10 protein-coding genes are annotated in these 7,018 nt (G+C 75.2%); 2 read left to right on the top strand and 8 right to left on the bottom strand.

Annotated elements, in window-relative coordinates:
- The 5 genes from VF468_30105 to VF468_30125 all read right to left on the bottom strand — a co-directional run.
- Positions 1-259: excinuclease ABC subunit UvrA (locus VF468_30105; GenBank protein HEX5882540.1), on the bottom strand; the 259-nt coding region annotated here is incomplete at its 3' end.
- A 14-nt stretch (positions 260-273) separates the two neighbouring features.
- Positions 274-732 (bottom strand): pyridoxamine 5'-phosphate oxidase family protein, encoded by a 459-nt coding sequence (locus VF468_30110; GenBank protein ID HEX5882541.1) that lies wholly within the window; start codon positions 730-732, stop codon positions 274-276.
- 66 nt (positions 733-798) lie between these two features.
- Positions 799-1,209 carry a VOC family protein gene (locus VF468_30115; protein HEX5882542.1) on the bottom strand — a complete coding sequence of 137 codons (411 nt, stop codon included), beginning with the start codon at positions 1,207-1,209 and terminating at the stop codon, positions 799-801.
- Positions 1,210-1,219: 10 nt separating this feature from the next.
- Positions 1,220-1,663 carry a helix-turn-helix transcriptional regulator gene (locus VF468_30120; protein HEX5882543.1) on the bottom strand — a complete coding sequence of 148 codons (444 nt, stop codon included), beginning with the start codon at positions 1,661-1,663 and terminating at the stop codon, positions 1,220-1,222.
- A gap of 74 nt (positions 1,664-1,737) precedes the next feature.
- On the bottom strand, positions 1,738-2,376 hold the full coding sequence (locus VF468_30125) for a TetR/AcrR family transcriptional regulator (GenBank protein ID HEX5882544.1): 639 nt from the start codon (positions 2,374-2,376) through the stop codon (positions 1,738-1,740).
- Positions 2,377-2,425: 49 nt separating this feature from the next.
- Here VF468_30125 and VF468_30130 point away from each other — a divergent pair, with 49 nt between their 5' ends.
- Complete coding sequence (locus VF468_30130) at positions 2,426-2,872, top strand: SRPBCC family protein (protein ID HEX5882545.1); 447 nt, start codon at positions 2,426-2,428, stop codon at positions 2,870-2,872.
- Positions 2,873-2,896: 24 nt separating this feature from the next.
- Here the strand turns inward: VF468_30130 and VF468_30135 are convergent, their stop codons facing one another.
- Genes VF468_30135 through VF468_30145 form a run of 3 tightly spaced genes read right to left on the bottom strand, consistent with a single transcriptional unit; the run spans position 2,897 to position 6,005 of the window.
- Positions 2,897-4,009 (bottom strand): hypothetical protein, encoded by a 1,113-nt coding sequence (locus VF468_30135; GenBank protein HEX5882546.1) that lies wholly within the window; start codon positions 4,007-4,009, stop codon positions 2,897-2,899.
- Entirely contained in the window at positions 4,006-4,650 is a 645-nt protein-coding gene (locus tag VF468_30140) for a hypothetical protein (GenBank protein ID HEX5882547.1), read from the bottom strand. The genes VF468_30135 and VF468_30140 overlap by 4 nt, the downstream gene beginning before the upstream one ends.
- Positions 4,650-6,005 (bottom strand): hypothetical protein, encoded by a 1,356-nt coding sequence (locus VF468_30145; protein HEX5882548.1) that lies wholly within the window; start codon positions 6,003-6,005, stop codon positions 4,650-4,652. The genes VF468_30140 and VF468_30145 overlap by 1 nt, the downstream gene beginning before the upstream one ends.
- Positions 6,006-6,320: 315 nt before the next feature.
- Between VF468_30145 and VF468_30150 the strand changes: the two genes are divergently transcribed.
- Positions 6,321-7,018: methyltransferase domain-containing protein (locus VF468_30150; protein ID HEX5882549.1), on the top strand; the 698-nt coding region annotated here is incomplete at its 3' end.

The raw sequence follows: 7,018 nt of genomic DNA on the forward strand, positions 1-7,018 counted from the left end.
GCGTCGGCATGAAGCCCTGCACGAAGGCGCTGTAGGTCTCGTTGATCAGCCGCTGCGACTCCGCGGCGATCGTGCCGAACACCAGCGAGCTCTTGCCCGAGCCGGAGACGCCGGTGAACACCGTCAGCCGGCGCTTCGGGAGCTCGACGCTGACGTCCTTGAGGTTGTTCACGCGCGCGCCCTGCACGCGGATCAGATCGTGGCTGTCGGCAGCGTACAGCGCAGGCGGCTGCGTCTCCGTCCTCGTGGCCATGCTCATCGTGTCTCCATCTGTCAGGCGGGGCCCAACCAGCGGCCGTCGCGCATCAGCTCGCGGTCGGACAGCTCGTTCACCTCGCGCCAAGCCTGGATGCGGCGCGGGGAGATACGGAACCAGCGGTACGGCGTGGCCAGCGCACGCGGGTCGAAGCCGGTGCGCGCGGCGAACCGGTCACCCCGCTGCTGCGCCAGCGCGTCGATCTCGAGGACCTCGACGTCGCCATCGATCATGGACACGTCGCGGGTGTGGCCCAGGCCCAGCCGGACGGCCCGGGTGGCGGCCAGGTTCCTGCCGGTCGGGCTGTCCGTCGGCGTGGCCACCAGCAGCGTTTCGCCGTCCCAGTCAAAGGACAGCGGTACCAGATACGGCCCACCGTCCGCCGAGGCACTGGCCACCCAGACATCGATGTCGTGGGTGAGCCGATGCTCGGTGTCGCGACGACGCTGGGGGCGGGAGCGGGGGTCGGCACTCATCGGTCCTGAAGCAGCCCGAGGACGTTGCCAGGCGCGGTCATGCCCTGCGGTCCACCGCCCGGCACCTCAGCGCAGCTCCTGGATGCGGATCAGGTTGCCCGCGGGATCGCGGAACGCGCAGTCGCGGAGGCCGTACGGCTGATCGGTCGGCTCCTGGACGACCTCGGCGCCGCTGGCCTCCAGCTTCGCGAAGGTGCCGTCGAGGTCGGCGGTGGCCAGGTTGACGCCGAAGTAGCTGCCCTTGGCCATCAGCTCGAGGATGGTGCGGCGCTCGTCGTCGGTGATGCCGGGGGTGGCGGCCGGCGGGTGCAGGACGATGGAGGTGCCGGGCTGGTCGGGGGGGCCGACCGTGATCCAGCGCATCCCCTTGTAGCCGACGTCGTTGCGGACCTCGAAGCCGAGGGTGTCGCGGTAGAAGGCCAGGGAGGCGTCCGGGTCGGTGTGCGGGAGGAAGGTCTCGCGAATGGTGATGTCCATGGCGGTCAGGCTAGCTGCGGCTCGGGGCCGGCGCTTCTCGATTCCTGACCGGTCTGGTCACCTGTTTGGCGACGCACGGCGGCATCCCCGCCGTCGCGCGCGCCGCCTGGTCCCGATAGACGCTGGGCGGCACTCCGACCAGCTCGGTGAAGCGACTGCTGAAGGTGCCCAGCGACGAGCAGCCGACCGCGAAGCAGACCTCCGTGACGCTGAGGTCGCCACGACGCAGCAGCGCCATCGCGCGCTCGATGCGCCGCGTCATCAGATAGGCGTACGGCGACTCGCCGTAGGCGAGCCGGAACTGGCGGCTGAGGTGCCCGGCCGACATGTGCGCGCCGCGGGCGAGCGCCTCGACGTCCAGCGGCTGCGCGTACTCGCGGTCGATCCGGTCGCGAACGCGGCGCAGCCGCGCGAGGTCGCGCAGGTGCTGTGCTGCGGCCGCTGTGCTGGTCACCTGCGCGATCGTGCCACGTCGCACCGGAGCTGTCTAGCGACGCTGGCGTCCCTTCCCCACGCTGGGTCCGCTCGTCAGCGGTCCCCCAGAGGACCGGGGTCCAGGAGCTGGAGCATGGCGTCGGCGCGCAGCTCCCAGGGAAGCGCGCCCGGCTCGGCCGAGAACTGGAGGAACAGGCCGCTGTCGGTGGCGATCGCCAGTGCGGCCAGGTGCCCGGGGGGCATGGGCGGAGCGATCTGGTGGCGGGCGTAGCGGCCGGTGATCAGCTCGGCCAGGCGGTCCCGGAGCTGCCGGTATCGCTTGGCGAGCTCGGCCTGGGCGGCGGGGTTCCGCATGGCGTACAGCCAGAACTCGACCTGCAGCACGCCGAAGTCGCGCGCCGCGGCGAACTCCTGCTCGGTCTGGACGCGGAGGGCGGCACGCAGCTCCTCGGACGACTCGATGGCGTACAGCGCTTCGACCTGCTGGAGCTGCGCGGCCAGGCGCTGGTCCAGCAAGGCGAGGAACAGCTCGTCCTTGTTGGCGAAGTTGGAGTAGACGGCGCCCTTGGTGTAGCCGGCCGCGTCGGCGACCTCGTCGACCGTGGCGGCATGGAACCCGCGACGGGCGAACACCTGGCCGGCGGCGTCCAGCAGCCGGGCACGGGTCTGCTGCCGGCGCTGCTCCCGGGTCAGTCGGATCATGCCGTCCTCCAGGGCCAGGCCTCTTGACATACTGATAAGTATTAATATACTGAGTAGTATCATACAACAGGAGGAGCTCATGCGCACCATCACCCAGAGCGTGACCGTCAACCGGCCCGTTGAAGAGGTCTGGGACTACATCAGCAACTTCCAGAACACCACCCAATGGTCTCGGGGCGTTCTGGAGGCCAGGCAGACCTCCGGCGGCCCGCTCGGTGTCGGCTCGACGCTGCAGACCGTGGTCAAGGCCTTCGGTCGACGCCGCACCGCTGACTACCTGGTCACCGAGTACGAGCCCGGCCAGGCGTTCGCCTTCGAGGTCAGCTCCGGGCCGATGGCCAGTCGAGCTCGCTACTCGGTCGAACCGGCAGGAGCTGGGACCCGGCTGACCGCCTCAGGCGAGGCGGAGGTTGCCGGCCTCTACAGGCTGCTCGCGCCCATCATCGTCCGCACGGTCAAGAAGCACAGCGAGGCCGACCTGGCCAACCTGAAGCGCATCCTGGAAGCATCGGTGGCGGCGAACTAGCGGCAGGTCCACCAGGTCGCACCGTCATCCCAGGAACCCGTAGCCGATGTGGACGTGGCCCTGGTGGCCCTCGTCGGTGAAATAGGGGCGGCGGCCGAACGGGAACGGGGAGCCGATCTCGGAGGGGCGCAGGGGGCCCTGGAGGCCGTCCAGCCACAGCGCCAGGCTGCGGGCGGGATGGCTGTGGCGGCTGACGGGGCGCCCGTCGACCATGTCGATGTCGACGGCCCGCCAGACGGTGTGGTTGGAGATCCGGGTGGTGCCCTTGACGAAGCGGGAGTGGCCCGAGCGGAGGCAGCTCAGGCGGATGGTGTGGCGCTCGGCCAGGACGGCCAGCAGGGACTGGACCCGCAGGTCGAGGCGGCCGGAGGCCAGGTCGGTCCTGGGGTCGCAGCCGCGGCTGGCCGTGGTGGTGATCCGGGGGCTGGCGACCAGGGCGCGGACGAACGGGTCGCGGGCCGGGGCCTGGGTGGGGGCGGCCCGGGTGTAGCGGCCGGCCAGGGTCACGACCTCGTGCACGTACCAGCAGGCGTTGTTGTAGCGCCGCAGGGCGGTGTGGAGGGCGGCCGAGCCGAGAACGTGCGGGCAGGGGTCGCGGCCGACCGCCTCGGGGCGGGCCAGGCCGTCGCCGCAGAGCTTGCGGGCGGCGGCCGGGACGGCGTGGGCCGGGTTGTAGACGTGGGCGCGGACGCCGGTCCCCCACGTGTCCCAGGTGCTGGGCGGGCCGTTGGTCAGGTTGAACTGCATGGGGCCGGCGCAGCAGCCGGCGCGGTTGACGCCGTCGCGCACGCCGGGGGCCGAGGAGCGGCCGTGGTCGGACTCGACCTTGCCGATGGCCGCCAGGACCTGCCAGCTCAGGGCCGGGCAGGTGCCGGCCGCGGTCACGTAGCGGGCCAGGTAGTCGGGCGGGATGTCGGCCAGGGCGGCGTCGCTGGCCCCGATGTGGGGGCCGCCGGGCGCCTCCCCCGACGCCGGGGCCGGGGCCGGGCGGGCGCCGCCGACCGCCCCGGCGACCGCCCGACCCACCGCCTGCGCTCCCTTCACCGGGAACCCGGGGGAGGCGATGGTGGCCAGCAGGCCGAGCAGCAGCAGCGCGACCAGCACTCCCCCGCCGCCCAGGCGCGCCCGGGCGCTCACCGGACGCTCCAGCCGTCGCGGCCCAGCCGCACCCGCACCAGCGCCGTGCGCAGCCGGCCGCGGCCGTGGTCGGCCAGGACCAGGACGCGGACCTCCCTGGACGACAGCCGGTCCTGCTGCAGGGGCTTGACCTTGGCCCTGGGCACGCCCTGGCGGGCGGCGTACCAGGCGGCGGCCACGGCCGCGGGCCGCTCCCCCACCGGCGCCGGCCGGTCCCGGCCGCGCAGGCCGCCGAGGCTGCCCGGGTCCGCGCGACGGGCGGTCCCGCCCCGGGCCCGGGCGGCCGGGCCGTTCGTGGCGCCGGCGGGGCCGGCCACGGCCGGCCCGGCGGCCGCGACCGGCACCTCCCCCCGGTCGTACAGGGCCGCCACGAGCACGGCCAGGACGACCGTGACGGCCACCGCCCTGGCCACCCGCCGCCCGGCCTCCCCGGTGGCCGCGGCCAGCACCCGCCGGCCACCGGCACCGAGCACCGCCGCCACCCGGAGGAGAGTCCAGTTCGTCCGGTTCGAGAAGTGGAAGGTTCCGGAGTCCGGGGGCGGGCCGGGCCGGGACGCGGGTCGCGGGCCGGGGGTGGACCCAGCCCCGCGGCCGCGGCCGGAGCCACCCCCCTGCTGGGCGTTGTGGTCCTGGTGGGCCATCAGGCGGCACCTCCCCGGGCGGTGGCGGGCTTGGGGGGGCGGGAACGGCGGGTCGGCTGGGCCGGGCGGGGGCTGGGGAGGGCGCGGGGTCGGGAGGGGCGGCGGGGGCGGAGGTGGCGCAGGGCCAGGAAGGCGGCCAGGAGGGGGGCGGTGGAGCCGGCCAGGAGCATGCCGAGGTAGGCGTCGGCGGCGTGGGTGAGCTCGGCGACCCGGATGACGACCAGGGCGGCCAGGGCGGCGCCGGCGAGCAGGGCCAGGGCGGTGGCGAACGGGACCAGCCACCAGCGGAGGACGCCGCGGCGGCGGCGGGGGTCGACGGCCAGGGGGAGGACCACGGGGCCGGCCAGGGCCAGCAGCCACACCAGGGTCTGGGCGCAGCTGGCCAGCATGGCCAGGGCGACCAGGGCGAGCGCGAACGGCAGCACGTAGGCCAGGGCGAGGCTGGCGATCACCGCCCGCTCGGGGCCGTGGCGGCCGACGGCCCAGTCCCCCACGGCCGTGACCCGGGACCGCAGCGACCCGAGCACGCCCGGCTTGGCGGCGGGCGGGGCGGTGGCCAGCACCGTGGTCCCGGTCTGGAGCCGCGACAGGGGCTCGCCCACGAACGCCGTCCAGTAGCGCTCGGCGACCGTCCGCTGCACGGCCTCGGCCCGCGGGCCACCGGCGGCGAGCGCACGCGGCCCCTCCCCGGTCCCGGGCCCGCTGCCCAGGCTCGCCGGGGCGCCCGCCCCGACCCCGGACCCACCCTCCCGGCCCGCCGTGGCGACCGACCCGCTGGGGTCGGCGGTGGCGCCGGCCTTGAGGACCAGGTTGGGGATGGCCGTGCCGGCGCGGGCGGCGAGGGCGGTGGCGGTCTGGGGGTGGGTGACGAGGACGGTGAGGCCGACGAGCATGAGGAGGGCAGCCAGCCAGACCCGGCCGGGGCGGCGGCGGAGGGTGCCCCAGGCGGCCAGGGCGCAGACGGCGGCCAGGGTGGCGCCCTCGAGGGGGAGGCGGTGGCGCTCGCGCCAGGCGGACAGGCCGCGGGCGGCGGGCTCGCCGGCGTGGAAGTCGAGGGGGCTGAGGCGGTGGACGTCGCGCTGGCGCTCGATCGACCCGCGGGTGAGGGCGGCGGTGGTGCCGACGGCCCAGCGGGCGTAGGCGTTGAGGGCGCCGCCGCCCTCCAGGGCGACCCGCTCGCGCTGGTAGTCCCAGGTCGGGGCGGGCGGGGCCGGGGCCCGGTGGGGCGCCACGGCCAGCACCACGGCCAGGACCAGGAAGGCGGCGGCCAGGTAGGCGGCCAGCAGCGTGGCCATGCCCGGGGCGGGGCGGGCGGCGGCGGGCCGGGCCGGGGGGCGGCCTCGGCGGATGGTCATGCTCACGGGAAGCCCCCTTTCGAGGCGTGGGCGTGGAAGGGCAGGCCGGTCCGGGGCCGGGCTCGGGCAGGGCGGGGCCAGGCCGGGCACGGGTCGGGCCGGGCGGGGAGTCGGTTCGGTGGGTCACGGGCGCCGGCGGTTCAGGCGCACCGGTAACGGGTTGAGCCGTGGAGGCGATGCCAGGGAGGGAGGGTGCTGCTGGCCCCATGGTCGGCCCCGCCGGGGAGGAGATCAAGGCTTGACTTCGCGGGGGCCGCAGAGGTGCCCTGGTCGCCGCCGCGGATGACCCGCGGCGCTACGACGAGGGGACGGCGGTTGGACGAGCGACCCTGGTACACCGACTTCTTCGACGACGACTACCTGCGGATCTTCGGCCCGCTGCTGCCCGACGAGCGGACCGCGGACGAGGTCAACGCGGTGGTGGAGCGGCTGGGGCTGGCCCCGGGGGCGCGCCTGCTCGACCTGTGCTGCGGCCCCGGCCGTCACGCCGTCCCCCTGGCCCAGCTCGGCTTCCGGGTCACCGGGCTCGACCGCAGCCGGCGGCTGCTGGGCCGGGCGGCCGCCCGGGCCGCCGGGCAGGGCCAGCTGGTCGACCTGGTCGCGGCCGACATGCGCCGGCTGCCGTTCGCCGACGCCAGCTTCGACGCCGTCCTCAACCTGTTCAACGCCTTCGGCTACCTGGAGGACGAGGCCCAGGACGAGCTGGTCCTGGCCGAGGTGGCCCGGGTCCTGGCCCCGGGCGGCCGGTTCCTCCAGGAGCTGGCCAACCGCGAGGCCCTGGTGCGGGACTGGGACCACCGCCGCGTGCTCCGCAACGACGAGGACCTGGTGGTGGTCCAGGAACGGACCCTGGACCTGCGCACCAGCCGCGACCTGGCCCGCTGGACCCTGATCGGCCCCGACGGGCGCCGGGTCACCCGCGAGGTCGCCATCCGGCTGTACACCCTGACCGAGCTGGCGGCCATGCTGGACCGGGCCGGCCTGGAGCTGCTCGAGGTCCACGGCGACCTCGA

This window comes from Actinomycetota bacterium, from assembly GCA_036280995.1.
Lineage (GTDB): Bacteria > Actinomycetota > CALGFH01 > CALGFH01 > CALGFH01 > CALGFH01.

Bases quoted from the DNA above. Each gene is read 5' to 3' on its own strand.
- VF468_30125 (HEX5882544.1), bottom strand. From the start codon at position 2,376: ATGTCAAGAGGCCTGGCCCTGGAGGACGGCATGATCCGACTGACCCGG.
- VF468_30145 (HEX5882548.1), bottom strand. From the start codon at position 6,005: ATGACCATCCGCCGAGGCCGCCCCCCGGCCCGGCCCGCCGCCGCCCGC.
- VF468_30140 (HEX5882547.1), bottom strand. From the start codon at position 4,650: ATGGCCCACCAGGACCACAACGCCCAGCAGGGGGGTGGCTCCGGCCGC.
- VF468_30130 (HEX5882545.1), top strand. From the start codon at position 2,426: ATGCGCACCATCACCCAGAGCGTGACCGTCAACCGGCCCGTTGAAGAG.
- VF468_30115 (HEX5882542.1), bottom strand. From the start codon at position 1,209: ATGGACATCACCATTCGCGAGACCTTCCTCCCGCACACCGACCCGGAC.
- VF468_30110 (HEX5882541.1), bottom strand. From the start codon at position 732: ATGAGTGCCGACCCCCGCTCCCGCCCCCAGCGTCGTCGCGACACCGAG.